The organism is Bradyrhizobium sp. (assembly GCF_030697065.1).
GTDB lineage: Bacteria > Pseudomonadota > Alphaproteobacteria > Rhizobiales > Xanthobacteraceae > Bradyrhizobium.
Window position 1 is genome coordinate 1 of sequence record NZ_JAUYQU010000009.1, and the last position, 26,094, is coordinate 26,094.

30 protein-coding genes and 1 pseudogene are annotated in these 26,094 nt (G+C 64.4%); 19 read left to right on the forward strand and 12 right to left on the reverse strand.

From position 1 onward, the window contains the following. The 9 genes from Q8R73_RS00765 to Q8R73_RS00805 all read left to right on the forward strand — a co-directional run. Positions 1–684, forward strand: a 684-nt coding sequence (locus Q8R73_RS00765) for an SDR family NAD(P)-dependent oxidoreductase (protein ID WP_305717643.1), incomplete at its 5' end; no start/stop codon positions are given. Positions 685–700: 16 nt separating this feature from the next. Then, on the forward strand, positions 701–1,516 hold the full coding sequence (locus tag Q8R73_RS00770) for an MBL fold metallo-hydrolase (protein ID WP_305717644.1): 816 nt from the start codon (positions 701–703) through the stop codon (positions 1,514–1,516). 248 nt (positions 1,517–1,764) lie between these two features. Next, the gene (locus tag Q8R73_RS00775; protein WP_305717645.1) at positions 1,765–2,490 is read left to right on the forward strand and encodes a FadR/GntR family transcriptional regulator; all 726 of its coding nucleotides are present in this window, start codon (positions 1,765–1,767) and stop codon (positions 2,488–2,490) included. Further along, the gene (locus Q8R73_RS00780) at positions 2,487–3,383 is read left to right on the forward strand and encodes an amidohydrolase (protein ID WP_305717646.1); all 897 of its coding nucleotides are present in this window, start codon (positions 2,487–2,489) and stop codon (positions 3,381–3,383) included. The genes Q8R73_RS00775 and Q8R73_RS00780 overlap by 4 nt, the downstream gene beginning before the upstream one ends. Before the next feature lie 35 nt (positions 3,384–3,418). Continuing rightward, positions 3,419–4,423, forward strand: coding sequence for a TRAP transporter substrate-binding protein (locus Q8R73_RS00785; RefSeq protein WP_305717647.1), 1,005 nt, complete (start codon positions 3,419–3,421; stop codon positions 4,421–4,423). A gap of 28 nt (positions 4,424–4,451) precedes the next feature. Further along, positions 4,452–4,961: a TRAP transporter small permease gene (locus Q8R73_RS00790; protein ID WP_305717648.1), complete on the forward strand. Its 510-nt coding sequence runs from the start codon at positions 4,452–4,454 to the stop codon at positions 4,959–4,961. Next, the gene (locus tag Q8R73_RS00795; RefSeq protein WP_305717649.1) at positions 4,958–6,235 is read left to right on the forward strand and encodes a TRAP transporter large permease; all 1,278 of its coding nucleotides are present in this window, start codon (positions 4,958–4,960) and stop codon (positions 6,233–6,235) included. Before Q8R73_RS00790 ends, Q8R73_RS00795 begins: the two co-directional genes overlap by 4 nt. 148 nt (positions 6,236–6,383) lie before the next feature. After that, on the forward strand, positions 6,384–8,423 hold the full coding sequence (locus Q8R73_RS00800; RefSeq protein WP_305717650.1) for a VTT domain-containing protein: 2,040 nt from the start codon (positions 6,384–6,386) through the stop codon (positions 8,421–8,423). Beyond that, positions 8,420–9,100 carry an endonuclease/exonuclease/phosphatase family protein gene (locus Q8R73_RS00805; RefSeq protein ID WP_305717651.1) on the forward strand — a complete coding sequence of 227 codons (681 nt, stop codon included), beginning with the start codon at positions 8,420–8,422 and terminating at the stop codon, positions 9,098–9,100. Before Q8R73_RS00800 ends, Q8R73_RS00805 begins: the two co-directional genes overlap by 4 nt. A gap of 178 nt (positions 9,101–9,278) precedes the next feature. Here Q8R73_RS00805 and Q8R73_RS00810 read toward each other — a convergent pair whose 3' ends face one another. Further along, positions 9,279–10,205: a hypothetical protein gene (locus tag Q8R73_RS00810; protein WP_305717652.1), complete on the reverse strand. Its 927-nt coding sequence runs from the start codon at positions 10,203–10,205 to the stop codon at positions 9,279–9,281. 219 nt (positions 10,206–10,424) lie between these two features. Between Q8R73_RS00810 and Q8R73_RS00815 the strand changes: the two genes are divergently transcribed. Beyond that, positions 10,425–10,610: a hypothetical protein gene (locus tag Q8R73_RS00815; RefSeq protein ID WP_305717653.1), complete on the forward strand. Its 186-nt coding sequence runs from the start codon at positions 10,425–10,427 to the stop codon at positions 10,608–10,610. Positions 10,611–10,652: 42 nt separating this feature from the next. On the opposite strand, the gene Q8R73_RS00820 is transcribed toward Q8R73_RS00815, so the two are convergent. From Q8R73_RS00820 to Q8R73_RS00830, 3 genes are read right to left on the reverse strand one after another with little or no spacing between them, the layout of a single operon-like run. Further along, positions 10,653–11,228, reverse strand: coding sequence for a histidine phosphatase family protein (locus tag Q8R73_RS00820; RefSeq protein ID WP_305717654.1), 576 nt, complete (start codon positions 11,226–11,228; stop codon positions 10,653–10,655). 9 nt (positions 11,229–11,237) lie between these two features. Continuing rightward, positions 11,238–11,744, reverse strand: a complete 507-nt coding sequence (locus Q8R73_RS00825) for a DUF6644 family protein (RefSeq protein ID WP_305717655.1) — start codon at positions 11,742–11,744, stop codon at positions 11,238–11,240. A 6-nt stretch (positions 11,745–11,750) separates the two neighbouring features. Continuing rightward, positions 11,751–12,107: a DUF6152 family protein gene (locus Q8R73_RS00830; RefSeq protein ID WP_305717656.1), complete on the reverse strand. Its 357-nt coding sequence runs from the start codon at positions 12,105–12,107 to the stop codon at positions 11,751–11,753. A 214-nt stretch (positions 12,108–12,321) separates the two neighbouring features. Between Q8R73_RS00830 and Q8R73_RS00835 the strand changes: the two genes are divergently transcribed. The 3 genes from Q8R73_RS00835 to Q8R73_RS00845 all read left to right on the forward strand — a co-directional run bounded on the left by Q8R73_RS00835 (position 12,322) and on the right by Q8R73_RS00845 (position 15,600). Beyond that, complete coding sequence (locus Q8R73_RS00835) at positions 12,322–13,392, forward strand: AI-2E family transporter (protein WP_305717657.1); 1,071 nt, start codon at positions 12,322–12,324, stop codon at positions 13,390–13,392. Between the two features lie 147 nt (positions 13,393–13,539). Next, entirely contained in the window at positions 13,540–14,373 is an 834-nt protein-coding gene (locus Q8R73_RS00840; protein ID WP_305717658.1) for a metal-dependent phosphohydrolase, read from the forward strand. Positions 14,374–14,499: 126 nt separating this feature from the next. Beyond that, on the forward strand, positions 14,500–15,600 hold the full coding sequence (locus tag Q8R73_RS00845; protein WP_305717659.1) for an LLM class flavin-dependent oxidoreductase: 1,101 nt from the start codon (positions 14,500–14,502) through the stop codon (positions 15,598–15,600). Between the two features lie 65 nt (positions 15,601–15,665). On the opposite strand, the gene Q8R73_RS00850 is transcribed toward Q8R73_RS00845, so the two are convergent. Next, positions 15,666–16,589 (reverse strand): ketopantoate reductase family protein, encoded by a 924-nt coding sequence (locus Q8R73_RS00850; RefSeq protein ID WP_305717660.1) that lies wholly within the window; start codon positions 16,587–16,589, stop codon positions 15,666–15,668. Positions 16,590–16,815: 226 nt separating this feature from the next. Between Q8R73_RS00850 and Q8R73_RS00855 the strand changes: the two genes are divergently transcribed. Beyond that, positions 16,816–17,286 carry an MbcA/ParS/Xre antitoxin family protein gene (locus Q8R73_RS00855; protein WP_371125997.1) on the forward strand — a complete coding sequence of 157 codons (471 nt, stop codon included), beginning with the start codon at positions 16,816–16,818 and terminating at the stop codon, positions 17,284–17,286. Next, positions 17,283–17,813 carry an RES family NAD+ phosphorylase gene (locus Q8R73_RS00860; RefSeq protein WP_305717661.1) on the forward strand — a complete coding sequence of 177 codons (531 nt, stop codon included), beginning with the start codon at positions 17,283–17,285 and terminating at the stop codon, positions 17,811–17,813. The genes Q8R73_RS00855 and Q8R73_RS00860 overlap by 4 nt, the downstream gene beginning before the upstream one ends. 63 nt (positions 17,814–17,876) lie before the next feature. On the opposite strand, the gene Q8R73_RS00865 is transcribed toward Q8R73_RS00860, so the two are convergent. After that, complete coding sequence (locus Q8R73_RS00865; RefSeq protein ID WP_305717662.1) at positions 17,877–19,097, reverse strand: bifunctional 2-polyprenyl-6-hydroxyphenol methylase/3-demethylubiquinol 3-O-methyltransferase UbiG; 1,221 nt, start codon at positions 19,095–19,097, stop codon at positions 17,877–17,879. A gap of 267 nt (positions 19,098–19,364) precedes the next feature. On the opposite strand from Q8R73_RS00865, the gene Q8R73_RS00870 reads away from it, so the two are divergent. Beyond that, complete coding sequence (locus Q8R73_RS00870; protein ID WP_305717663.1) at positions 19,365–20,378, forward strand: tripartite tricarboxylate transporter substrate binding protein; 1,014 nt, start codon at positions 19,365–19,367, stop codon at positions 20,376–20,378. Positions 20,379–20,458: 80 nt separating this feature from the next. Here Q8R73_RS00870 and Q8R73_RS00875 read toward each other — a convergent pair whose 3' ends face one another. After that, positions 20,459–20,848 (reverse strand): type II toxin-antitoxin system VapC family toxin, encoded by a 390-nt coding sequence (locus tag Q8R73_RS00875; protein ID WP_305717664.1) that lies wholly within the window; start codon positions 20,846–20,848, stop codon positions 20,459–20,461. Further along, complete coding sequence (locus Q8R73_RS00880; protein WP_305717665.1) at positions 20,829–21,110, reverse strand: AbrB/MazE/SpoVT family DNA-binding domain-containing protein; 282 nt, start codon at positions 21,108–21,110, stop codon at positions 20,829–20,831. Before Q8R73_RS00880 ends, Q8R73_RS00875 begins: the two co-directional genes overlap by 20 nt. Before the next feature lie 188 nt (positions 21,111–21,298). On the opposite strand from Q8R73_RS00880, the gene Q8R73_RS00885 reads away from it, so the two are divergent. The 3 genes from Q8R73_RS00885 to Q8R73_RS00895 all read left to right on the forward strand — a co-directional run bounded on the left by Q8R73_RS00885 (position 21,299) and on the right by Q8R73_RS00895 (position 23,772). Next, on the forward strand, positions 21,299–21,508 hold the full coding sequence (locus tag Q8R73_RS00885; RefSeq protein ID WP_305717666.1) for a hypothetical protein: 210 nt from the start codon (positions 21,299–21,301) through the stop codon (positions 21,506–21,508). Next, positions 21,505–22,944 carry a radical SAM/SPASM domain-containing protein gene (locus Q8R73_RS00890; RefSeq protein ID WP_305717667.1) on the forward strand — a complete coding sequence of 480 codons (1,440 nt, stop codon included), beginning with the start codon at positions 21,505–21,507 and terminating at the stop codon, positions 22,942–22,944. Before Q8R73_RS00885 ends, Q8R73_RS00890 begins: the two co-directional genes overlap by 4 nt. A 249-nt stretch (positions 22,945–23,193) precedes the next feature. Then, positions 23,194–23,772 carry an AbfB domain-containing protein gene (locus Q8R73_RS00895; protein ID WP_305717668.1) on the forward strand — a complete coding sequence of 193 codons (579 nt, stop codon included), beginning with the start codon at positions 23,194–23,196 and terminating at the stop codon, positions 23,770–23,772. Positions 23,773–24,053: 281 nt separating this feature from the next. On the opposite strand, the gene Q8R73_RS00900 is transcribed toward Q8R73_RS00895, so the two are convergent. The 4 genes and pseudogenes from Q8R73_RS00900 to Q8R73_RS00915 all read right to left on the reverse strand — a co-directional run. Beyond that, a complete protein-coding gene (locus tag Q8R73_RS00900) occupies positions 24,054–24,308 on the reverse strand; it encodes a hypothetical protein (protein ID WP_305717669.1) in 255 nt (84 codons plus the stop codon). Next, positions 24,305–24,505: a hypothetical protein gene (locus Q8R73_RS00905; RefSeq protein WP_305717670.1), complete on the reverse strand. Its 201-nt coding sequence runs from the start codon at positions 24,503–24,505 to the stop codon at positions 24,305–24,307. The genes Q8R73_RS00900 and Q8R73_RS00905 overlap by 4 nt, the downstream gene beginning before the upstream one ends. Positions 24,506–25,019: 514 nt before the next feature. Beyond that, entirely contained in the window at positions 25,020–25,595 is a 576-nt protein-coding gene (locus Q8R73_RS00910) for a hypothetical protein (protein WP_305717671.1), read from the reverse strand. A gap of 167 nt (positions 25,596–25,762) precedes the next feature. Continuing rightward, positions 25,763–26,094: pseudogene (locus tag Q8R73_RS00915) on the reverse strand (hypothetical protein); the annotation flags it as partial.

The following is a 26,094-nucleotide window of genomic DNA, read 5'->3' on the forward strand; positions in this document are numbered from 1 at the left end:
GGCGTGCGGACCGTGTTCGCCGACGTCAATCCGGATACGGTCGCCGATGCGATCAAGACCTCGCCGCGGCCGGAACTGGCATCTGCCTTCGTGGGCAACCTCGGGGATCGCGCCGTATGCGATGCGCTGTTGGCGCATGCGCAATCAGAGGTCGGGCGGGTGACGCATTTCGTTCACAGCGCGTCGCCGCCGCGGCGGGAGGCCGATCATGCTATGGCCGTCAGCGATGAGACGTGGGCGCAGATGCGCGCGGTCAATGTCGATGCCGGCTTTCATCTCGCGCGCGAACTGGCGCGCCCGCTGATCGCGGCGAAGGAACCGGGCTCGTTCCTTTTCCTCACCTCGCTGCACGCGGCCACGCCGCGCAACCTGCCGCATTACTCGACATCGAAGGCCGCGCTCGCCATGCTGGTAAAGGAACTGGCCAGGACATGGGGCCGCTACGGGATCCGCGTCAACGCGCTGGTGCCTGGCGCGGTCGCCGCCGGCGGGTTCGTCGCCGATCCGGCATTGGCCAGACATATCCCGCTCGGTCGCCTCGGGCAGGCCGCCGACCTCGCGCCGATGGCGCTGGCGGTGCTGTCGAACAAGGTGTCGGCCTATGTCACGGGATCGTCTGTCGTGATCGATGGCGGCCTGTCGCTGACGAACTGGTTCGATCCGCCCGATCTCGGCGATCTCTGAGGGGGCAGGATGTTCGATGCCGATTCACATCTGCTGCGCCTGCGGCACCTCGTATCCCGAAGCATCCGAACCGCCGCGCCGCTGCCGGATCTGTGACGACGAACGCCAGTATGTGCCGCCAGGCGGACAGGCCTGGACAACGCCGGAAAGGCTTGCCCGCGGGCACGTCAATGGCTGGCGGCAACTCGAGGCCGGCCTGTTCGAAATTCACACATCGCCGCAATTCGCGATCGGCCAGCGCGCATTGCTGTTGCGCACGGCCGAGGGCAACATCCTGTGGGACTGCCTTGCCTTGCTGGACGATGCCACCGAGGCGCTGATCCGCGCGGTGGGCGGCCTGCGCGCGATCGCCATCTCGCATCCGCATTATTACACCTGCATGCAGGATTGGGCGCATCGCTTTGACTGCCCGATCCATCTGCACGCCGCCGATTCGGAATGGATCATGCGGGCCGATCCCGCGGTGCGCGCCTGGCGCGGCGAGAGGCTGGAAATCGCCGATGGCGTGACGCTGCTGCGGCTCGGCGGCCACTTTCCCGGCGGCACGGTGCTGCATTGGTCCGGCGGCGCCGACGGAGGCGGCGCGATCCTCAGCGGGGACATCGTGCAGGTGGCGGCGGATCTCAATCGCGTCTCGTTCCTCTGGAGCTATCCCAACATGATGCCGCTGTCGGCGACCACGGTTCGCCGTATCGCCGAGACGCTCGCGGCATGGAAGTTCGACAGGATCTACGGCGCCTTTCCGGGGCGCCAGGTGATGAGCGGCGGCGCGAAGGCCGTGGAGCGATCGGCGGCGCGGTACCTCGAATTGCTCGGGGCCGATCAGGCCTAGCAACGAACGCGCATCCGCCGACGTCAAACAGGTCGTAAACGCAGCAGCGCCACCAGGCTGAATATTGCCTGGTGGCGCTGTGCCACATCCGGAAAACGCAATCCCCCGGCAAGCATCTGTCTACCGCGGCACTGAAAGGTTCAACGGCTGCAGCCACTCACCGTATGGCACCCGCATCATGGGCCAAGGCCAGACAAGGGCATGATTGGAACTTGTCCGCTCTCCCACTTGTATGATAACCGGTCAATATGACCTCCATCACCACCGTTACCCGCGCTCCGCGCCTGTCCGACGAGGTCGCCCGCCAGCTTGCCGCGGCGATCCGGACCGGCGAGTTCGCACCCGGCGCACGGCTGCCTTCCGAAAAGGAGCTGGCCGAGCGCTTTGACGTGTCGCGGATGGTGGTGCGCGAAGCGATGTCGCGGCTGAAATCGGACGAATTGATCGATACGCGGCAGGGGCTCGGCGCCTTCGTCGCGGCGGAACCGGGCAGGGGGCTGTTTCGGCTCGAGCCGGACCCCGCCGCGGTCAAGGACCTGCACGACATCTTTCAGCTCCGCGTCGCGGTGGAAGGGGCCGCGGCCGGCCTGGCCGCCGTTCGCGCCAGTCGCAGCGAACTGGCAATGATGCGCGCCTGCCTGCATGACATGAACATCGCGATCGCGGGCAAGGAGGACGATGTCGCGGCCGACAATCGCTTTCACGCCACCATTGCCCGGGCCTCGCGTAACCCCTATTTCGACCGATTCCTGACCTTTCTCGGCGCCAATCTGCATGGCTCCATCGCCAGGGCGCGCTCGAACACCGCAGCGCGTCACCCCGAGAGCGTGCTGGCCGTGCAGGCCGAGCATGAGGCGGTGTTCGCGGCGATCGAGCAGCGTAACGCACCGGCCGCGGAAGCAGCGATGCGCGGTCATCTGTCGGCGGCGATGGAACGGCTTGGCCTCGGACCGTTCACAGGGTCGCGGTCATGAGCGCGCCGCCACGCGAGCCGCCGCCCTGTCAGGGACCGAATCCGTTCGTCAGTCCGCCCGGCTTTGCCGTTCCGGCCGATGCCTGCGACACCCATGCCCATGTCATCGGGCCGGCGATCCGCTTCCCCATGGTGGCGAGCCGCAGTTACACGCCGCCTCCGGCGCCCGAGTCCGCCTATCTCGGCATGCTCGACAGTCTCAACATGGCGCGTGGCGTGCTGGTCCAGATCAGCGTCTACGGCACCGACAACCGCTGCATGATCGAGAGCCTGAACGCGCATCCCGGCCGGCTGCGCGGCGTCGCCGTGGTCGCGCCCGATGTCGGCGACGGCGAACTCGAAGCGCTGCATGCGGCCGGCGTGCGCGGCATCCGCATCAACGTGCTGTTCGGCGGCGGCGTGGCGATCGACGAGATGGAGCGGCTGGCCGCCCGCGTCGCGCCGCTCGGATGGCATATCCAGCTGTTGATCGACGCGCGCAACCTGCCGGAACTCGGTCCACGCATCATGAAGCTGCCGGTGGAAGTCGTGATCGACCATATGGGCCATATGCCGGTGTCGGCCGGCGTCGCTCATCCCGGCTTCCAATGGATGCTGCGGTTGCTTGGAGAAGGCAGGGCATGGACCAAGCTGTCCGGCGCCTACCGGATATCGCAGGCCGGGGCGCCGTTCCATGATACGCTTGATTTCGCGAAGGCGCTGGTCGCGGCAGCGCCGGAGCGTTGCGTCTGGGGTTCCGACTGGCCGCATGTCTCGGTCGAAGGGCCCATGTTCAATACCGGCGCGCTGCTCGATTTGCTGCCGCTCTGGGTGCCGGAGGCGGCTCTGCGCAACCGCATCCTGGTCGACAATCCCGCGCGTCTCTACGGATTTCCCACCGCGACCGCCGGCTGAACGGCGGCGCTTCTTATCAACAGGAGGAGTTACCCATGGCTAGCCTCATCACACGCCGCGCGCTTGCGTGCGCCTTTACTGCTGCCGGAATCGCGCTCGCTGGCGCGCCGGCCTTCGCCCAGCAAAAGACCGTCATCAAGCTCGGCTGGACCACCTCCGACGGCGCGCAGGACCCCTATGCCACCGGCGCGCGCGCCTTCAAGGAGCGCGTGGAGGCGAGTTCAAATGGCCGCATCGAGGTCCAGCTTTATCCAAACCGGCAGCTCGGCGACGAGAAGCCGATGCTCGAGGGCATGCGGCTCGGCACGGTCGATGCCGGCGTCATCACCAACGCGGTGGTCGCCCAGATCGAGCCGACATTCCAGCTCAACGATCTACCGTTCCTGTACGAGAACGAGGCCCAGGCCCAGCGCGTGCTCGACGGCCCGGTCGGCCAGAAATTGGCAACCAAGCTCGAAGCCAAGGGCGTCAAGCTGCTCGGCTGGATGGAAGGCGGCTTCCGCAACATGATCAACAATGTCCGCCCGGTCGAGAAGCCCGACGACGTCAAGGGCGTGAAGTACCGTGTCATGCAGAACCCTGTCTTCATCGGCATGTTCTCCTCGCTGGGCGGCAACGCCGTGCCGATGGCCTGGGGTGAGACTTTCACTGCCGTGCAGCAGGGCGCCATCGACGGGCTGGAAATCCCGCTCGCGGTGATCGATCAGAACAAGTATTTCGAGGTGACGAAATATCTCTCGATCACCAATCACACCTACTCCGCCATTCCGCTGCTGATGTCGAAGCGGGCCTTCGACAAACTGCCTGACGACCTGAAGAAGGTGGTCACCGATTCCGGCGTCGCCGCCACCAAGGCGCAGCGCGAGGCTGCCGGCGCCGCCGCCAAGGAAGTTGTCGCCAGGCTCGAGAAGGCCGGCATGAAGGTCAATCGCGTCAGCGACTTCAAGCCGTTCCGCGCCTCGGTGGAGAGTGTCTACGAGACCTTCAAGGCATCGATCGGACCCGATCTGATGAAGGAAGCGGCCGCCGCCAAACAGTAACGACCTGGCACCCCCCGGGCCCGCAGCCATGGATAGTCCCGCCCTGCGCGGCGTCGAACGCGCCATCGCGTTCGTCGCCGGCGCCTTGAAGTGGAGCCTGATCGCGGCCACCGCGATCATGGTCGGCTGCATCGCGCTGCAGGTGGTGATGCGCTATGTGTTCGGCCGCACCCCGTCCTGGACGGAGGAACTCGCGGTACTGATGTTTTCGTGGTCGGTGATGGGCGGGCTCGCATTCGGCGTGCGGGAGGGCTTCCATGTCCGGCTCGATGCCCTGATCAACCTCGCTCCACCGGGCGGCCGTGCGTGGGCGGAGCGGGCGATCGACGCGTTGACGGCGGTGTTCGGCTTCTATCTCGCATGGTCGGGGCTGCGCTTCCTCGACATGACCGGCGGCTCGGTGTCGGCCGCCATCGGCTACCCGATCGAATTCCTGCATGCCCTGGCGCCGGTCGCGGGAGGGCTGATTGGACTGTTCGCGAGTTGGCGCATGCTGGCCGGCCCGCCGGCCGAACCGTTGCCGGAACCGGCGCCATGAGCGCCAGCATTCTGCTGCTCACCGCCGGCTTCGCCGGCCTCGTTACGCTCGGCATTCCCTTTGCCATCGCCATCGGCGTCATCGTCATGCTGGTGTTGACGGCGGTCGACATGGAGCCGGCCTTTCTCGCGCAGCAACTGGTCGCGGGATCGCAGTCTTTCAGCCTGCTCGCGATCCCGCTGTTCATGCTGGCGGGCGAATTGATGACGGCCGGTGGACTGTCGCAGCGCCTGGTCGACGTCGCCGCCGTGCTGGTGCGTCACCGCACCGGCGGACTCGCCATGGTCGCAGTGCTGGCAGCACTGGTGTTCTCGGCGATCTCGGGTTCGGCGCCGGCCACGACCGCGGCGATCGGCGCGATCCTGATTCCGGCGATGGCGGCGGCGGGCTACAACAGGGCTTTCGCCGCCGCGATCGCGGTAAGCGCCGGCGTGCTCGGCCCGCTGATACCGCCTTCGATTGCCTTCGTGATCTGGGGCATCGTGGCCGAGCAGTCGATCGGCAAATTGTTCCTGTCGGGTATCGTGCCGGGCTTCGCCATCGCCGTCGGGCTGCTGGTGATCTGCTATGTGCATGCCAAGCGCAACAACGTGCCCAAGCAGCCAAGGGCCAGTTGGGCCGAGACCCGCGCGGCCTTTTCGCACGGCAAATGGGCGCTGCTCTCGCCGCTGGTGGTGCTCGGCGGCATCTATGGCGGCATCTTCACGCCGACCGAGGCGGCCGGCATCAGTTGCATCTATGCCGTCATCGTCGGCCTGCTCGTCGAGCGGCAGATGAGTTTCAGGGCGCTGCCGGACATCGTTCTGCGATCGGTGCGCACCAGCGCGATCGTCACCGCCATCATTGCGGTGTCGGCGGGCTTCGGCGTGCTGATCGCACAGGAGCAGATCGCCACCGGTTTCGCGACCTGGCTCGCCAGCCATGTCACCGAGAAATGGATGGCGCTCGCCGCGCTCAACGTCGCCTTCTTCCTGCTCGCCGCCGTCATGGACGAGATCGCGATCATGGTCATCCTCGGTCCGATGCTGATCGCGATTGCGACCAAGTTCGGCGTCGATCCGATTCATTTCGGCTCCATCATCGTCACCAACGTGGCGATCGGCATGGCGGCGCCGCCGATCGGCTACTGCCTGTTCGTGGGCATGGCGATTTCGGGGCTCAGTCTCGGCCAGATCTCGCGGGCAATCTGGCCGCACATCCTGGTGATGCTGTTCGTGCTGTTCCTCACCACCTATATTCCGTCCTTTGCGCTGATGTTCGTACCGGGGAAATAGGGCCTTCAAACCAGGGAACTTGCGCCGGGAACTCCTCGGGTTCCCGGGCGTTTGGTGTGTTCTCAACACCAGAGGTCACGCCCTGCTTCAGAGTTCATCGATCCTTATCCCCGGCCGAACCGTCTGGAAGCGATGTGAAGCGAGCCGGGTGGCTGTCTTCAACGACGCCGCTGTGTATTTCGGCGCGCTCCGCGATGCGCTGCTGCTGGCGGAGCGGCAGGTGCACATCATCGGCTGGGACATTCACTCCCAAACGCCGCTGGTCGGGCCGTCCGGCCGCGTCGATGACAAACTGCCGGTAGAACTCGGTCCGTTTCTCGCCGGGCTGGTCGCGGTCAAACCGGAGTTGCGGATCAACATTCTGGCGTGGGATTTCGCGGCGTTGTATGCGCCCGAACGGGAGTGGAACTCGGCTGACAAATTCACCGCGGGGTGCGACGGCCGAATTCGATTTTGCCTGGACTCCAGCCTTCCCCTCGGATCGTCCCAGCATCAGAAGATCGTCGTGATCGACAACGCGATTGCGTTCTCCGGCGGGCTCGACCTAACGATCCGGCGCTGGGACACCAGCGAGCATCTCGCCGACCATCCGCTGCGCCGCGATCCCGACGGCGAGCCGTACCCGCCATTCCACGACGTCCAGTGCCTGGTCGAGGGGGAGGCCGCGGCCGCACTCGGCGAGATCGCGGCGGCGCGATGGCGCGCTGCGGGCTGCCCGGTCGAAGCCTGCGAAACCGTCGAGGGCGATCGCTGGCCCGCATCGGTGCCGGCAGGGGCGCGGCGGATCGGTGCCGCCATCGCACGGACCGAGTTGCGAACCGCGCTGCAGGCGGGGGTCGACGAGGTGGCGCGGCTGTTCGAGGCCTCGATCAACGCCGCCAGCCGCTTCATCTACATCGAGAACCAGTTCACCAGCGCCACCGAGATCGCGGAAATGCTGGCGCGGCGGATGGCCGACGTGCCGTCGCTGCACGTTCTGATCGTAACGCCGAAGGCGCACTCATCATGGCTGGAATCGCAGGCGATGCATGGCGGCCGCGGCGGGTTCATGGATCCATTCGTCGCGGCCGGGGTCGCGGACCGGCTGCGCATTCTCTATCCGGCAGTGGGGGATGGAGAACGGACGGCGGCCGTGATGGTGCACAGCAAGGTTATGATCGTCGACGACGGGTTCCTGCGGGTAGGCTCGGCCAACCTCAACAACCGGTCGATGGGGGCGGACAGCGAATGCGATCTGGCGTTCGAAGCCGGCGGCGACGAGCACCGTGAATTCATCCGCGGCCTGCGGCGCGCGCTGATCGGACATTTTTGCGGCGTCGGAGAAGACACCATCGCCGCCAACGAGGATGACCTGCTCGGATTTCTCGATCGCCATGCTGCTGCAGCCTCGGGCAGGGCCCTGTTGCCCATCGACTGCGAAACGACCGCGGTTGGCGCGATGGCCGGCATCATCCAGCCGATCGCGGATCCGAAGACACCGCTCAATCTGCAGGGCACCGCGCGGCGGATGTGGACCCCGCGTACCGTGGGGGCGGTAGCCGGCACCGCAGCCGCGCTCGCCGGTCTGGCGCTGGCCTGGCACACCACCTCGCTGCGGGAGTTTACCGATATCAGCTACGTCTCCGTGGTCATCGCGCAGTATTCGCAGTCGGCCATGGCGCCGCTGTATGCGGTGGCGGCGTTCGTCCTCGGCGGGCTGGTGCTGTTCCCGGTGGTGGTGCTGATCGCCGCGACGGCGGCGGCGCTGGGGCCTTGGATCGGCGCTCTCAGCGCCACCGCCGGCGTGCTCGCAAGTTCGCTGCTGCTGTTCATGATCGGCCGCTTTCTCGGCCACAAGCGGCTGCAATCGCTGCTCGGCGCCCGCGCCCTGCGGATCCAGCGCCGCATCGTCGGCAAGGGCGTGGTCGCAGTGGCGATGATCCGGATGGTGCCGGTCGCGCCGTTCTCGCTCGTCAACGTGCTGGCCGGCGCCAGCCAGTTGCGCCTCACCGATTTCCTGGCGGGCACCGTACTCGGCATGGCGCCCGGCATCATCGCCATGGCAGCGCTCGGCGCGCAGATAGCGGACTTCGCCAGCAACGCGTCGTGGTCGAACGCGATCCCGCTCGGGCTGACCATCGTTCTGTGGATCGCACTCTGTCTCGTGGTGCAGTTCGTGGTGACATGGTGGAGCGGACGCCGCGCGTGACGGAAACCATCCGCATCATGACCTGGAACGTGCACGGCACGTTCAACCTCAATCCGAATTTCGACCTCGAAGGCGTCTCCTCGATCATCCGGAAATGGTCGCCCGACGTGGTCGCCCTGCAGGAAGTCGACTCGCGCGGGCGCAAGGACGACGTGTTCGGCACGCTGGCGGACGTGGTCGGCGAACATCGTGTCGCGGCGCGATCGATTGTCACCAAGGATGGCGATTATGGCCAGGTGCTGATCAGCCGCTGGCCGTTCGCCGCCGAGCCCGCAGTGACCGACGTGTCCTACCAGGAACGCGAGCCGCGCCGGGCGATTTCGGCCGCGATTCGCTCGCCGATCGGCGAGGTGACCGTCGTGGCCACCCATCTCGGCCTCAGCCTGCATGAGCGCTACGCGCAGGCGCGGGCGCTCGCCGCGCTGGTCGACGCACAGCGCACCGTCGTGGTCGGCGATTTCAACGACTGGTTCTGGGTGATGTCGGTAAGAAGGGTGCTGGCGGCGCGCTGTCCGGTGCGAACCCGGTTGCGGACCTTTCCCTCGCGGCTTCCGGTGCTGCGGCTCGACCGCATCTACGCCACGCCAAATGCGATCATGACCAAGGCGTGGACCGACCGCGATGCGGCGGCCTATTCGGACCATCTGCCGGTGCTGGCGGATGTCGGATTTTCGTAAGTGCACGCCCCGGGAACAGGTTAGATGTAAACGCGTACCGATACGTTGATGTCGCAGGCAGAAACCGGCAAAATTGCGCTGCGTCCATCGTCCCTGTTATGGCCGGTTGTCACCCGGGGTGTGCGTCGTGCTAACGCCGTACCGCGCATTTTGTTCGGTGTGGCTCGGCGGATATTGATCAGCGCAGCGGCATTGGCGGCCGGACGATCGGTTCGCCGTCTTCCGTCCGGCCCGTGGCCGGCGGTGGTGGCGGCGCGGGCAGAGTTGACACGGGCGGGGCCGGCTGCGCGGCGACCTGTGCGGGCGCATAGACCGGCAGCGGCCGATGCGGAGGCGCTGTGGCCGTTCGGGGCGGCGCTGCTGCTGTCCTCGGCCGCGGATTTCGTGCGGCGGGCTTTGTCTCGGCCGCCTTGCTCTCGGACGATTTGGCGAGATCGCGGGACGCTGCTTCCTGGCTCGCCTTCAGTTCGGCAATGCTGGCCTGGAGTTGCTCGACCTGTTGCGCCATGGCCGCAAGATCACGCGCCATCGACTGCAACTGCGCCGTCTCCGGGGAGGGCGCGCTGGCGGCCGGCGCCGCGCTTTCCGCAGGCTGCGCCGCAGCTTCTGCAGGCGGCGCAGGCGTCTGCTCGGCCGCGACGACCTCAGCCGCGGGCGTATCGGTCTGCGCCGGCGGCGCCGCCGTTTCCGCCGGTGGCGGCGAGGCGGCTGCGAAACCGGGCATCCAGTTCGCGATCGTCTGCTTCGCCGTATCGCCATGGCTCCGCCACGCGGCGGCTGCAGCAGCGCTGCCTATTGCGAATACCAGCAAAAACGCAATTTTCGCCAAGCGGCTGGTCAACGGGGGAGCGACGGGGGCGCTGACATCGTCGGCGGTAGTGTCGGTGACGGTGGCGCGAAAGGTGGTATCGACCATCGGCGCGGCCGCGGCGACCGCAGGAGGCTGCCGCCTGGGACCCTGCAGGTCGGCGGAGCCGGTAGCAATCCGGGCGTCACCGGTGATGTCGGCGAGAACCTTGTCGGCCCATGCGGCCGTGACCCCGTCGGGAGCGATCGCAAAATCGTCGTGCGGATCGGAATCTCTCAACTTCAATGTGGAATGCATTGGCGCTCCGTGCTCGGTCCAGACGAACCCTTGGTCGACGAGCTTTTGCCCGGCTCCAGAGTCCCGCCCGGTTTGACCAAAGCAAGGCGGCAGCATGGAGAGTGTGGGGCTGCTGCAGCAGCCGTTCCCGGGAACCCCGGATATGGCGCGGCAGGATGGAACGAGAACTCGGGTTCAGCCGTTTTCTGGAAGAAGCGGAAAGATCAGGGAGTGCGCGAGATGACATCCGAGACGCAGATCCACACCATCGCGAGGCAGATGATCGAGCAGCATGGCTTCGGCGCGATCGCCAAAGCGGCACGGAATGCGCAGGCTTGCGAGAGCAAGGGCGAGGCGGAAGACGCCAGGGAATGGCGTCACATCGAGGATGCCATGAAGATGATGCAGGGACCGCATCAAAGCTGACGGAGCGAAGCGCCGGCGCCGCTGCAAGGCGACCGGCGAGTATCAATCGAGCGCCAGCCGGCCGACCACTTCGCGGCCGCCGCCGCTTCCGCCACGGACCACGACGATCTCGCCGCTCGCCGGCTGAATGCCGGTGAGCGCTCCAATGTTGGCGCCATGCGTCACGACGAGGAGGTTTCCGCTGCCGGTCCACTGATCGATTACGGCGCGCGCGCCCGCTGTCAGCGCGTTCAGCTGATCTCTCAGCACGAACGCATTGCCGAAGGTCGGCTCGGCTTTCACCGGTCCCATTTCCAGAAGCGTGGCGGTGTCGAGGCAGCGGCACCAGGGCGAGGAGAGGATTCGTTCGAACACGATGCCCTCCGATCGCAGCCGCGCGCCGATCTTGAGGGCATCCGCGCGCCCCCTGGCGCTGAGATTGCGCTGGGTGGCGCAGTCGTCGACCCGATAACCCGCGGGGTCGCCAAGACCGCCCGGCGCGTCAGCATGCCGCATCAGCGCGACATGCCTGCCGGCGCGCAGGCCGGACCACGCCTCGGCCTCACCGGCGCCGGCGCTGTCCGCCGCGGCGCCGAGGCCGAACAGGATGGCAATGATGACAAAACGGATGCTGCGCATCGGATCTCGCTACATATACGCTATCAGGCGTCCGGCGCAGACGACGCCGAGCCAAAGCAACAGCGACAGCAGCGCCGTGGCCTTGACGCCCAGGGGCGCCTCGGTGCCCCCTGGCATTTCCGCGCCCCACTGCTCCAGCCGCCGCCACGGTCCGAGATGCGCGATCACGACGTTGACCAGCGCCGCGGCGATCAGCAGCAGTTTGCTCAGGAACGCGGGATTGCGCACCACATGCGAGGCGTCGGCGCTGAACAGCAGAAAACCCATGCTGACCGCCAGCACGAAGCCGACCCGCGCCATCGGCAGCAGCAATTGGGCCATCGGCTGAATCGGAATCGCGCGCGCCAGCCCGAGCAGTCTCAGATCGAGCGCCAGGATCGATCCCACCAGCACGACGAAACCGATGATATGGAGGATCTCTGCGGCGGGATAAAGCACGGGCGAAGAGCGCATCGCATGGCCCAGCGCGCTTTCCTGCAGGGCAAGGAAGATCGATGCCGCCGGCTGTTGTTCCACGCCGGTCTACCGCAATTCGACGCGCTTGCCGTCGACAATCACGTATTCGATGCGGGCCTCGTCCGGCTTGCTGCTGTGGGGATAGCCGAACACGGTGCAGGTCTTGCCGGGTGCGATCATGTCCGCGGTAAGGCCGCGTGCGTTCATGCGCGAGGGCGGCGCCAGCACGAAGTGCCAGTGCTTGCCATCGACCTCCATCTCGATCTCGCAATGCGGGTTTTCAAATGCCGATTTAAGGATCTTGCCGGTGAGCGTAAACGACTTCGATGTGTCGTATCCGCCCCAGCCGTGATGGGCGAGCGCCGCGCCCGGAACGAGGGCGGCCGCCAGCGACAGCAGGCAGCGGCGGGTAATGGACGACATGAACCGCCTCCGGGAATTAAAACAGCTTCGATAAGTGCCGAATTCGTAGCGCGTTTGGCGCCTCCGTTCAAATAACCCCGGCGTGATCCCGGAACATGGGTGGTTCCGAAAGCTTAACGACCGGGCTCCAATTGTTCTATAGGACATGCAGGATGGAGCGCCGCCGGCTCATCGAGACGGCAGAGCGGCAAACCGACGAGAAGGACAGGCCGCCGTGCGCAGGCTCGAAAATCAGACTTTTCTATTGTTGCTGCTCGCCGTCAGTTTGGCGTTTGGCTGGATACTGCTGCCGTTCTACGGCGCCATTCTGTGGGCGATCGTCGGCGCCCTGATTTTTGCGCCGCTCAACCGGAGACTGCTGGGGCGGACGGGCAGGCGGCCGAATCTCGCCGCGCTGGGGACGGTGCTGGTCATCGTCGCCATGGTCATTCTGCCGCTGATCATGATCGCGGCTTCCCTGGTGCAGGAAGCTTCCGGCCTTTACGCGAAGGTGAAGTCCGGAGAGTACGATATCGCCGGCTTCGTTCAGCGCATGGTCGATGCCCTGCCGGCCTGGGCCAAGGGCCTGCTGGATCGCTTCGGCCTGACGGATCTCTCGGCGGCTCGCGAAAAACTGGCATCCGGCCTGGTGCAAAGCGGAGAGGTACTGGGCCCCCAGGCGCTCAGCATCGGACTGAACACGTTCGACTTCATGATCGGCCTCGGCATCATGCTGTACCTGCTGTTCTTCCTGTTGCGCGACGGCAGGGCGCTGACCGAGCGAGTCAAGGGGGATATTCCACTTCGCGCCAACCAGAAAACCGCTCTGTTCACGAGGCTAGCCGATGTCGTTCGCGCGACGGTGAAAGGCGGCATTCTGGTGGCGATCGTTCAGGGTGCGCTGGGTGGCCTGGCATTCTGGTTTCTGGGGATTCACGCGGCGCTGTTGTGGGCGGTGTTGATGGCCTTCCTGTCGCTGTTGCCGGCGATCGGCGCCGGCCTTGTCTGGGGGCCCGTCGCGCTTTACCTGCTGGCAACCGGCGCCGTGTGGGAGGGCATCGGTCTGATCGTGTACGGGGTGGTCGTGATCGGATTGGTGGACAATGTCCTGCGTCCGTTCCTGATCGGCAAGGATACCAAGCTGCCGGACTATGTCGTGCTGATTTCCACGCTGGGTGGCATTGAAGTGTTTGGTCTGAATGGCTTTGTGATCGGTCCGTTGATCGCAGCCATGTTCATGGTGACCTGGGAAATCTTCTCCGCTTCCAGGCAAGCCTCACCCGAGGGTGCAACCAGGGCGCCCTAGATTGGTCGCCGGAGCCGGGCGCCGGGCAGCGCACCGCAATATAATTCCGCGCTTTGACCGAGCCCGAGATGCGCTATGCTGGCGCCGCTACCAGTGAACGAAAGTTTCGGGAGCGGGCGAGAGACGGTCGGAAGCAGGGCAGCATCGATGATGACCATACCGGAACTGGCGGCGGACGCGCTGGAGGAATTTCTCCGGTCCTATATGCGCCGCCGGTTCGGGCCCTCTCAATCGCTGGTGGAGATCGTGCCGAGCGCGGCCCGGATCGCGCTCGAATGCATCGGCAACAGCGACGCGCTTTACCACAATGTCGAGCACACGCTGCTGGTCACGCTGGCGGGCCACGATATCCTGCGCGGCCGCGCCTTGCACTGTCACATGACCGCGGACGACTATGCCCATGTCATCATTGCCTGCCTGGCCCATGACATCGGCTATGTCCGTGGCCTGTTCCGGGACGACGACGCCGACGGCTTCGTGATCGATGCGGCCGGCGGCAAGGTGACGTTGCCGCGCGGCTCATCGGACGCCGGGCTGATGCCGCACCATGTTGACCGATCGAAGCTCTATGTGATGCGGCGGATCGAGGGCGTCGGTCCGCTGAACAGGCAGCGCATCGCCGATGCGATCGAAGGCACGAGGTTTCCGCCGCTGCCGGACCAGCAATACGATGAGATCGCCTCGATCGTCCGCGCGGCGGATTTCATCGGACAGCTCGGCGATCCCAACTATATCCGGAAGGCCAACGCGCTCTATCATGAATTCGAGGAGGTCGGCATCAACCGCCAGCTCGGTTATGACTCGCCCGCCGATATCGTCAATCGTTATCCGCAATTTTACTGGAACAGCGTGGCGCCCCATATCCAGACCGAAATCCGCTATCTCAACATGACGTCGAGCGGGCGTCGCTGGATCGCCAGCCTTTACGCCAACGTGTTCCGCGCCGAACAGGAGATCTCGCTGTCGGGGCCGCAGCGGTAGAACGGCTGCGTCCCTGATTGCGACGTCCGGCGGCCAGCGCGCGCGCCGGGCGGTGGCAGGCTCAACGCGCGCAAAGACGTGCTGCCAAGCGTTCTGCAATGAACAAAAAACAGGGAAGGAAGCCTCATGGAAATCGGTTATTTCACCATGCCTTCGCATCCGCCGGAGTGCGGGCTGAAGGAAGGCCACGACTGGGATCTGCAGGTGCTGCGCTGGGCCGACGAACTCGGCTACCAGGAAGCCTGGATCGGCGAGCACCACACCGCGCCATGGGAGCCGCATCCGTCGCCGGATCTGCTGCTGGCGCAGGCGTTCCTGCAGACCAAAAATATCCGCCTCGGTCCCGGCGGCTTCCTGCTGCCGTACCACCATCCCGCCGAACTCGCCAACCGCGTCGCAATGCTCGACCATCTCTCCGAGGGCCGGCTCAATTTCGGCGTCGCCGCCTCCGGCCTGCCGAGCGACTGGGCGATGTTCAACGTCGACGGCATGTCCGGCCAGAACCGCGACATGACCCGCGAGGCGCTGGAGATCATCCTGAAGATGTGGACCGAGGACGCGCCCTGGACCTACAACGGCAAATTCTGGACGGTGTCCAAGCCCGACGTGATGTTCGATTTCCTGAAGCCGCACATCAAGCCGCTGCAGGCACCGCATCCGCCGATCGGCGTGGCCGGTCTCAGCAAGGGCTCCGACACGCTGAAGCTGGCGGGCGAGCGCGGCTATATCCCGATGAGCCTCAACCTCAACCCGGCCTATGTCTCGAGCCACTGGGAATCGGTCGAGATCGGCGCGGCCAAGACCGGACGCACGCCGAACCGGCAGGACTGGCGGATGGTTCGCGAGGTGTTCGTCGCCGACACTGACGAGGAGGCCTGGCGGCTGTCGGTGGGCGACATGATGGGCCGGATGATGAGCGAATACTTCCTGCCGCTGCTCGGCCACTTCGGCTTCAAGGATTATCTCAAGCATCAGCCGGATGTGCCTGACGGCGACGTCACCGTCGATTATTGCGCGAGGCACAACTGGATCATCGGTTCGCCCGCGACGGTGGCCGAGAAGATCGAGAAGATCTACCGCGAGGTCGGCGGCTTCGGCACGCTGCTGGTGTTCGGCTTCGACTACAAGCACAAGCCGGAGGCCTGGCACAATTCGCTGCGGCTGCTGAAGCAGGAAGTGCTGCCGCGGCTGGCGCATCTGAAACCCGCCGTCAGCAAGGCCGCCTGAGACCTTGCTCTCTTTCTCCTTGCCGGCGCCCGCCGGCAGGGAGAGACCTTCGACTATCCGCGTCGCTATGACGTCGCCGGATTCCGGCCCGGCGACAACTGCCGGCCGCGTTCCGCCAGCTTCACCATCACCTGCAGCGCCTGGTTGGTCGGCGTGGCGATGCCGAGTTCGGCGCCCTTGCGCACCACATGGCCGTTGAGGAAGTCGATCTCGCCGGGCTTGCCGCGCGCAAGGTCCTGCGCGGTGGAGGAGGTCTGGTTCGGCATCGCGGCGGGGATCTTCATGATCTGCGCCTCGATATCGGGCGGGATCGCCACGCCGCAGGCGCGGGCGACATCGGCGGCTTCCCGCACGGCGCTGGCAATGACATCCCTCGTCCCCTCGACCTGCAGCATCGGTCCGTAGGCGATGCCGGCCACCGCGGACAGCGCGTTGAAGGCGCAGTTGGTGATCAGCTTGGTCCATTGCACGGCCTCGATGTCGCCGGCGATGGTGGTGTGAATGCCGGCGTCGCGCAGCGCCTGCGCCAGCGCCTCGCTGGCCGGCGACGCGCCGATCACGAGGTTGCCGCCGCCGTGATGCCTGACATGGCCGGGCCCGGCCATTTCGCTGCCGACATAGACCACGGCGGCGATCACGGGGTGGCCGGTGGCGGCGCGCAGCCGCTGCGCATTGTCGACGCCGTTCTGCAGGCTGAGGATGGATGTATCGGGTCGCAGATGGCCGGCCAGCGCGCGGCCCGCCGCTTCGGTATCGGCCGACTTGACGCAGACCAGCACGAGGTCCGGCGCGGCGAGGGCGCCGGCGTCGGTCGCGGCCCTGGCGGGCAGGTGGCCTGCAAAACCCTTGAGGTCCAGCAGCAGGCCATGGGCGTTGATGGCGTCTACATGCGGCGCCCGGCCGATGAAGGTCACCTCATGCCCGGCGCGCAGCAGCAGGCCGCCATAGTAACACCCGACGGCGCCGGCGCCGATGACCGCGACTTGCATGATGGGCTCCTGGATTCGACCGGGTGGGCCGCAATACGCGATCCCGCGTCATGCCGCAAATGGCCGCCGGCGAGGGCGGGCCACCCCTCCAACCAAAATGTTGAAAACAACCCCATGCAATGCCAGAAACAACCAAGTTGGAGGTATTTAGATAGGGTATTTCGATTCCTGGCTGGACGAGCCGGCATCCATGCCATATATTATGCCATGTATATATGGCATCCAGGTGATTGCGATGGCGATATCTAGGCGCACGATTCGGGGCGCGAAGGGCCCGGGCAAGATGGCTGGCGGATCCGAACCGTCCAGAGGCGGGGCTGTCGCGCCTGCGCTGCGGGGCGGAAATCTGGTCACGCATTTTCTGGACCGGGAAGGCGTGTTGAACGTCGAGGATGTCGTGAAACGCTTCGGCATGTCGAAGCTGCAACTCGCCGAAACCATCGGCGTCAGTCCGGAGACGGTCTATCGGTCATCACGCGTCTCGGCTCCCAAAACCCAGGCCCGTGCGACCGAAATGCTGGAAATCGTCGGCCGGATCGCCGACTGGGCCGGCGGCGAAAGGCAGGCCATGGCCTGGTATCGGGCGGAGCCGATCGCCGCATTCGGTGGCCGCACCGCAGAGTCGCTGGTCAAGGACGGCAAGGCGGCCGCGGTCCGGGATTATCTCGATCACATCGCCACCGGTGGCTTTGCTTGAGATGGGTGGGTGTCGGTTATCGCGGGCATGACCCGAGGTGGGCATGGTCGCCGCTTTCCGGCGACGGTGCCGCGGCCAAAGGCGGAAGGTTCAATCCGGCAGGTACGCCCGCGCTGTATCTGGCGCTGACCATCGAGGGAATGCTGGTCGAGATGGGTCATGGCTTCGGCCATCGGATCGATCCGCTGACCATCTGCAGCTACAACGTCGATGTCGAGGATGTCGTCGATCTGCGAACCGATACGGGGAGAGCTGCCGAGGACGCAGATATTGCAGCTTTGTCATGTGCCTGGGCCGACGACCGCGCCCACGGCCGGACGCCTGCGTCCTGGGACATGGCTGCGCGCCTGATTGCAAAAGGCGCTGCCGGAATTCTGGTGCCGTCCTTCGCGAATGGTGCAAGGCCGGACATGTCGAATCTCGTTTTGTGGCGCTGGGGGCCGTCCCTGCCGCACCTCGTTGAAGTACACGACCCGACCGGCCGTTTGCCGAAGGATCAGTCTTCGTGGCCGGGTTCGAATGCGTAGGACAGATTAAACGCCCGTCGTGCCTGACGTTCGCACGCATTCGCAGGGACGGCGATGACTGGGCTACGTGCCGGATCGGCCGAACAGGACGTGCCCCGATCGCCACATGCGTTCGCAGGCGTCGCGCGCGAAATTCGTCCGCTGGACGGGCGGAAGCCGCGCGAATGAGGGGTGGGACAGGATGTGCGAGACGGTCCTGTTGCCGTCGGCCTGCTCCAGCAGCATGGCTTCGGCCCGCGATATCGGGATCGCCAGCTCGCCATGCAGCGAGGGGCGCGTCAGCATCAAGGCATTGGCGTCGCCGCCAAGCCTTGTGCCGGCGCGGATGAGCGGGACATAGGACAGAAAATCATCGGTATCGAAACATGTGAGGAAGCGCGCGCTCTGCGGCTTCCTGACGAAAAAATCGTGCCGCCCGTTGATCAAAGTGAGATTGTCGATGATGGCCCACTGCTCGACGGCCGGGAGCGCGAGCACCCGTTCCAGCAACTCGCCGCTCAGAAACCGGTCGGCGCAATAGAGGGCGTTGTCGCTCCAGCCGGAGAAAACCAGCCCGGCCGTCTCGACGAACGCCATGATCTGCGGCACCGAATAGGCGCGGTCCTGCGGGTGCAGCAGCATGTCCACGATCCCCGCATCGTCGGCGAGGTCCTGGGGCAGCCTGCCGGTCGGCGCGATCAGGTAATGGTTCCGCGGGACGAATTTCAGAAGCTCGCGCGCGAGCTTCAGGCCCTCGGCATCGGGACCGGCGCCGAGCCGCCGCAAAATATCCTGGAGCAGATAGACGCCGGCGCGCCCGGCGGTCCCGTACAGCATGATGGCCATGCTTCCCCTGGTATCGAGCACATCGGCGAGCGCCTTCAGTCCGGCGTCCGGATCGGGAAGGTGATGCAGTACGCCGGTGCAGATGATCAGGTCGAAGGTGCGATCCAGTTCGCCGACATCGAGCAGGCTCAGTTGCCGAAGCTCGAGGTTGCCGAGGTTGTGTCGCTCGCGATGACGGTTCGAATGCGCGAGACTGGCCTCGGACAGATCGATGCCGACCACCGAACAGTCCGGATTGTTGAGCGCGATCAGCGCCGCCTGGGAAGAGCCGCAGCCGGCGCACAGGATGCGCAGGTCCTGCCGCGGCCGGCCCTCCGGCCACAGTTGAATGCCGGCAAATTTGGGGTCGCAGGTCAGCGGTCCCCATTGCTTCAGGAATTGCTCGGCATCCTCGATCGGCGGCGGATAGCTGTACGCCTCGTACTGCTTCCTGACCGCTTCCGTTACTTTGTCCTGCATGACATCACCCTAGATTGGCGCGATGCGGCCGGCAACACCCGGTGACCGCAGCCGCGGCGGTGCCCGGCGCGCGGCATCGATCCATCCACGTCATGGCGCGCTCCTCGCGATGACGTTGGTGAAGCGGTGGGCGTCGCTTCGCCGCTGCCCTCCCACGCACTTCCGCTTGACATGTCGGCGTGGCGCCGTCGGAATGCGAACAGCGCAAAAGCGCGGCGTCGCGGGGGTTCACGCGGCGCAACAAAAACAAAGCGGGAGGATTTGCGAATGTCGTTTCGCCAGCTCGGCAATCAGGTCGGCAATCAAATCAGAAAACATCTGGGAATTTTGGCGCTTGCGGCGCTTGCGGCAGCACCCCTGTTCGGCGCCGGCAGCGCGAGAGCGGCGTTTCCGGAGCGGGCGATCACGCTGATCGTGCCGTGGGCCGCCGGCGGCGGCACCGACGCGGTGGCGCGCCAGATCGGCGCCATGCTGGAACGCGATCTCAAGCAGCCGGTGAACGTCACCAACCGCACCGGCGGTTCGGGCGTGATCGGCCACCAGGCGATCGCCACCGCGGCCCCCGACGGATACACGATCGGCCTCATCACGCTCGAGATCAATCTGATGCACTGGGTGGGGCTGACCGATCTCACCTTCGAGAAGTACACGCCGATCGCGCTGGTCAACCAGGATCCCGCCGCGATCCACGTCAAGGCCGACTCGCCCCACAAGACCGTCAAGGACCTGTTCGCGCACATCAAGGCGAACCCGAACAAGGTGGTGGCCTCGGGCACCGGGCAGGGCGGAAGCTGGCATGTCGCGCTCGCCGGCCTGATGCAGGCCGACGGGCTGTCGCCCGGCTCGATCCGCTGGGTGCCGTCCACCGGCGCTGCGACCGCGCTGACCGACCTCGCGGCCGGGGGCGTCGATTTCGTCTCCTGCTCGATGCCGGAAGCCGAGGCGCTGATCAAGGCGGGGCGTTTGCGCAGCCTGGTGTTCTTCTCCCCGACGCGCGCGCCGAACTTCCCCGACGTGCCGACCACCGAGGAGGCGACGGGTCACAAGTGGCACAAGGGCGTGTGGCGCGGCTTCGCGGCGCCCAAGGGCGTGCCGAAGGAAATCGTCGCGCAATACGAAACCGCGATCAAGAAGATCTGGGACAGCCAGGAGTTCAAGGATTTCATGAACCGTCGCGGCTTCGACATGATCTATCTGGATTCGGCCAAGTTCGGCGAGTTCATGAAGACCGACAACGAGGACAACGGCAAGGCGCTGAAGTCGCTGGGGTTGGCGAAGTGAGAGGATGAGGGGAGTGGGGCGGATTACGAGAGCGTAGTCCGTCACCTTTCGTCCCTAGCGGGCCAGCCACGCGGCCGGCGTCAGGGCGCCCGCACCTTGATGCCGCCGAGGGCGTTGGCGGACTTGGCAAAATCCTGGTCGAAGCTGATGAAGGCCTCGCAGCCTTCCGCGCCGGCCAGATGCAGGCCATCCGCAAAGTCCACGCCCTGCCGCATCCAGGCCAGCGCCTTCGCCGCGGCGGCGGCATCTTCCAGGCGGGTGCGCGGCAGTCCGGCAAAATCGGAAAGCGCGCTGGCGCACTGGGCCACGGTAAATCCATAGACGCTCCGCAGCACCCACTCGGTCTCCAGCAGGACCGTAGTGCAGACGAAGACGTCGTGATTATCGATCAGCCTGCGCGCCCGGGCAGCCTGTGCAGGATCGTCCGCCACGAGATAGCGGACGATGAGATTAGTATCGATTGCGAGCATGCCGCCGCTTCGCCTCGGCGGCGATCCCTGCCTTCATGTCCGAGATCGACTTTGCCGGCCCCTTGCAGGGCAGGGAGCCGAACACGTCTTTCGGCCGGGTGGCCGCAAAGGCGGGCTTCGCCTTCAGCAGCACGCCCTCGGCGGTATCCTCCACCGTCAGTTCCGTTCCGGCGGGCCAGCGCAACCGCTCCCGGATCGCCTTGGGCAAGATCACCTGGCCCTTGGTCGAGACAATGGTGGTCAGTTTCTGCCTGGGGGACATGGCGGCTTCATCCGGTAAGATGAAAGTAAGATAGTTGAGTCCGGCCGGAATGGCAAGGTTTTGGGCGGCGGACAACGAGAACGACGGCAAGGCAGGGCCGCGTGAACTGTCCTGCGGCGTTTCGACAAACGCTTGACCCTGGACTTTTTTCGCGCCACCATAGGTTGTTATTCCTGCGGAGGTGACCCATGGCACGCAAGCCGGCCAAGAGCTCGAAAGTGAGTCTCATCGTCTCGGAAGACAAGGACGTGAGGCTGAAGGCACGTCCGGGCGCGAAAATGCACGTGGTACAGGTCGAGAGTATCACGCCGGACCTCAAGAAAGCTGCCCGAATCGGGGCGCGCCTTTGTGGCTACGGCAGCAACATGTGTATTGCCATCATCGACATCGAAAAGTGACGAAGCCTCCTCGCGAGACGCTGCGGTCGTCGAGGTATAATTTTCTCGTCCCGATCGGCGACGACAGCATCCTTTACAATGCCGGCAGCGGCGCATCGATCCGCCTGGCGGGCCAGGATGCGCGTGAACTTGCGCGGTTGCTCTGCGGTCCGCCGCGAAACGTGGCCGCGGGGATCATACCCCGCTCGCTCCTCGGCGGGTTGCGTCGGGGCGGCTTTCTGGTCGAACGGGAATTCGACGACCTGGGCGCCATTCGGGAGCGGTACTGGCTCGCGCGCGGCCGTACCCCGATGGTCCTGACCCTGACCACGACGCAGGACTGCAATCTCGGATGTTACTATTGTTATGAATCGAGATCGAACGACGCGCTCGCCGCCCGGGATATTCCGGGAATAGTCGATTGGACGCGCGGGCGTCTGGCAGCGTCGGGAAGAGACAGTCTTCACGTCGACTGGTACGGCGGTGAACCGCTTCTCAACATCGGGTTCATCGAGGCAGCGTCGATCGCCCTCCAGGCGCTTTGCGAAGAGCTGAAAGTCAGTTATTCCGCCTCGGTCATCTCGAACGGAACGTGCTGGCCTGAAGACGCCGCCGCCTTCATCCGAGAGCACCGCATCCGTCAGGTCCAGATTTCGTTTGATGGGCTCAAGGTCAATCACGACAAGCGACGGAGGTATCGGAAGGGCAGAGCATCCGGGCCGTCCGTTTCGTCGTTCGACCGGGCCGTCGAGGTCGTCGACAAGTTGCTTGAAGTCGTCCGGGTGGACCTTCGGTTCAACTCGGACCGTGGCAACCAGGGCGACCTGGAAGGCTTCATCGATTTTTGCAGGCTGCGCGGCTGGTTTGACCGGCCGTTCCTGTGCGTCTTCCAGCTTGCCCGAATATCGGACTTTTCGGAGCGCGCGGGTTTCCTCAGTCGCACGAAATTGTCGGAGGACGAGTTCGAAACGCTTCGCGCGCGGGCACGCCGGCTTGTGCCTGATGAAGCAACCCTCGACGAGACCACGACGAGGTCGATCTATCCGCTGCCGCGGACCTCGGTGTGCGCGGCGCTGGCAAACGATTCCATCGTCATAGGTGCCGACGGCAACCATTATCGTTGCGGGCTTCAGGTCGGCGAGAAGAACCGGCCGGTCGCGTTCCGCGGAGCCGGGCGCGAAATGTCGCCGGGGCCCGACGCAGGATGGTGGGACGCCTTCGACCCGACCCTTCAGCCCAACTGCAGCCGCTGTTCGTTTCTTCCGGTCTGCTGGGGCGGGTGTCCGAAGAAGCACCTGGAAGGCGATCACGGCTCCTTGCACGAGCAGAGCCTGTACTGGAGGAAAGCTCTCCCGCAGAAGATCGCCTGGCAGTTCGGTGTGGCCCTCGACGAGATTACGTTTTCCTTCTCCGAAGCGGAACAGTTCCGATCCGCAGAGATCGGCAGCGAAGCCTGAGATCAGCGCGCAGGACGTTGGGGGACTTGCTGAACGCATCCAGGCATGAACGGCATCACCCATGCCGCGGGATGCAGCTCCTTCGACGTCATTGCGAGGAGCCCTTGCGACGAAGCAATCCATGCAGCAGCTTGCGCGCCTGCCGCGAAATTCCGCATTCAGAGTGAACTGCTTCACACTCTTTACCCAAGATTGTGCTAGCATTTGTTTGCGCACACAGGATGCGCAGCAATAACGGGAGGAAAGCAGATGACCTTTTCTCGTCGCACACTCATCAAGGCATCGGCCGCGTCGGCGGTTCTGGGCAGCATCGGAGCGCCCCTGCAGGCGCTGTCCCAGGCGATCGGCCCTTCGACAAGTTTCCGTTCCTACAACTACAACAGGCGTTACATTCGCCACAGAAATTTCCAGGTCGAACTCGCCGAAGTTTCGTATACGTCGGGCGAGCGGGATCGGCTGGATGCGACGTTTCTCATTCGCAGCGCGTTCGGCTCTACCTATGGCGTGATGTTTGAGGCACGCAATGAAAATCTCAGGGGGTATTTCCTCCGTCACAAGGACTTCAGGCTGGTGATGGGCAAGATGCCACCTCCAGGTTCGCCGGATCGAGAGCGCTTTATCAACGATGCCACGTGGAATTGGGCGCCCGGACTGGCCGATCGTAGCGATGATAGACGGTACCGGTCATACTTTTCGGCAAACTTCCGTGACAGGTTCATCCGGCATCGAGGTTTTCAGCTGTTCCTCGATCGAATCGATACGTCGAAGCCGCTCGATCAGGCGGACGCCACGTTTCAAATCGAGAATCCCGGGCTCAAGCCCGCGTAGCGAGTCGCACTGGTCGTTGCGGTGCTTCGAGCGCGCAGGATGGTTGATTTGAGCCGTTTGCGAAACCCATCGAGGCATGAAACCAGGTGATGGGTATCGCTTCGCTCAACCCATCCTACGCGCTACGGTGACAGTGCGTTTAATAGCTTCCGTTTAATAGCTTCGCCAGTTTAGTGCACTGTCAACGTAATTCCCGAGCATAGCGCAGCATATTGCACCGACCGGATTGTGTGACAGGGCGGATTACGTTTACGCACATCCGCGCTACGGGTTTGCGACCTTCAGCCAATCAATCTGTCGTAGTCGGCATGCGAGCCGATCCAGAACCAGAGATAGCCGCCGTCCACGTCTACGGCGAGGGCCCGATAGCGGAGCCCGACCCGGACCGACCAGTATCGTCCGACTTTCTTGAACTGCAGCGACGGATGGCGTGGATCGCGTTTCAGAAGCTCAAAGTTCGCGTCGGCCAGCTTTCGAACCTGAAGCGGCAAAGCCTCGTAGGCTGTCCAGAATTTTGATGAAGCGGAATGCCTCACAAATCGCGCGAGCGCCCGGCGCGGTGCGCGGCGAGTGCCTCTTCCGCATGGGCATCCAGCTTGCCGGCGCCGATGTCCCGCTCGATCGCGGCGTCGAATTGCCGGGCGTCGAAGGCTTCGAACCAGGCGCGAAGGCGTTCAAGCTCGCGCGGGGCGAGCTGTTCGATGGCTTTCTCGATGTCTTCGGCGGTGGTCATGTCCGAGATATAGCATTCACGCTGGTAACAGAAAAGGGCAGCTGTAGGGTTCAATAGCAATCGATGGGTATCGCTTCGCTCCATCCATCCGACGGTTTCAAAGTATCTTACGACCAACCGTAAAACTGGGAATCAGGTGATATAGCTCTTACACACCGCTGCGTCTGAAAGTTTCTGGATTGATCCTGATTGCTTTTATGTTCGGATCTCAGGCTCGGGACTTTCATGGGAACAAGTTAATCCTTCGCTCGTTTCGGTTGTAAACAAAAAAAGGGTAGCCTCTTAAGCTACCCTTTAATCTTGGATGGCCGGGTGCGGCGACGAGCATAAAGGGCCCCCTAGTGCTCCCGTAGAACATTGAAATGATTGCATGCGTGTTAGACGGCGGCAACCCAAGTCGCCGAGCGCGGGCCATAAGACGCCAGCTACGTTTTGAAAAATTCTGACTGAGTAACAGCGCCTAGCGCAGTCGGAGACGCGCACCCGGACACGGACCACTCAGCTGTTCCGGCGTTTATTGGACGATTTCACCGTCAATCGTCAGAGAACCCCATTCGGAAAATGTCAGGACTGGAATCCCGTTCTTCCTGGCGAACGCCAATTTGGCGCTTTTGCCATTCGGATCGGCCGCGACCAGGACATCAAGTTTTGAATGGGGATTATCCACCGCGTCCCATCCAGCTGCCTCAGCCTCCGCGATGAGAGACTTTCGTGGGCGTGGCATGGCGCCGGTAAAACAGACGACCGGCTTACCATCCTCGCCAACTATTCGCCGAGGCCCGCGTCTAACAGAAGTAAACCCGCGCCACACAAGGTCTTGACGCCATGCACCTCTCCAGTCCGGAGGAACGAGAATGAGGTCTTGAACCGATACCATCGCCTGATCTGCCAGGTCCCAATCTTCTTCCGGGACCATGGCTCGTTCGCCCGCTACAAGGGTCGCATCGATATGACTGCAGATCACGCCATTGAAACCGTCACAATCGCAGGACAATTCGAAATTCGGCCAGGCGACAGAGATCGTCCTGAATTCATCGGGGTCCGTTTTTGCGGTACATCGAAAGCTGATCTGCATGGAATGGCTCTTCATGTAGGTTTCGTTGCCTTTTCGCGTATCCCGGGATTCCGTGTTCTAGCGCGCAAACCCGGCCATGCCGGGCAAAGTCCGCCCCCGGATCGCGACATCCGCCGGCAACCTATAAATCCAGCAAAACCGGTCATTCCTCATCTCGTGCCCACCGTGTGCGCCATGGGGCCTTACGCTGCCCGACGCTGCTTTTTGCGCTGGCCCTCGGCCCTCTCGGGCTTCTTCCCCGCTCCCATGAAGACCAACAGCAGGATGACGCCGCCGAGCCCGGCGCCGATCGTCAGCGCCAGCATCATGAACGGCCCAAACACCACGGACGGGACACCCACCCTGGGCGGCTCGACGACGACGAAGCCGAGATACATGAAGTACAACATCGACAACCCCATTGCGCCGCGAGCGAGGAGATCGCTGAATTCGCGATATGTTTTGGTCGATGGCCGTCCGCGTAGGGCAAGCCTGAAGGCAAATGCGATGACTACGTAGATCATGAAGCCGAGAA